Annotated in this window: 1 protein-coding gene; it reads left to right on the plus strand. The window is 51.5% G+C overall.

The features are described 5' to 3' along the window. Positions 1–559: helix-hairpin-helix domain-containing protein (locus R7040_RS28905; RefSeq protein ID WP_318097959.1), on the plus strand; the 559-nt coding region annotated here is incomplete at both ends.

Below are 559 nucleotides of genomic sequence, written 5' to 3' on the forward strand. Positions count from 1 at the left end.
CGGGGGCATCGGTTTACTCAGCATCTGAGCTTGCAGCGAAAGAGTTCCCAAATATGGACGTATCTCTGCGTGGTGCGGTGTCGATTGCTCGTCGTCTGCAAGACCCGCTAGCGGAGCTCGTTAAAATCGATCCTAAATCGATCGGTGTGGGCCAATATCAGCACGATGTTAGCCAATCTATGCTGGCAAAACGTCTTGATGCGATTGTCGAAGACTGTGTAAACGCGGTGGGTGTTGATGTGAACACTGCCTCTGCAGCGCTACTGACGCGCGTTGCAGGCTTGTCGAGCACCATCGCACAGAACATTGTCGACTTCCGTGATGAAAATGGTCGTTTCGAAGCACGTACAACTTTGAAGAAAGTGCCTCGTTTAGGTCCTAAGGCGTTCGAGCAGTGTGCGGGTTTCCTTCGTATTATGGATGGTAAAAACCCACTGGATGCCTCTGCAGTGCACCCAGAAGCCTACCCTGTAGTCAAAGCGATTGCCGAGAAGAACCGTAAAGACATCAAAGCACTGATTGGCGATTCGACGTTCCTTAAAGGTCTGCACGCGGTGGA

Source organism: Vibrio sp. 1069 (assembly GCF_033340555.1).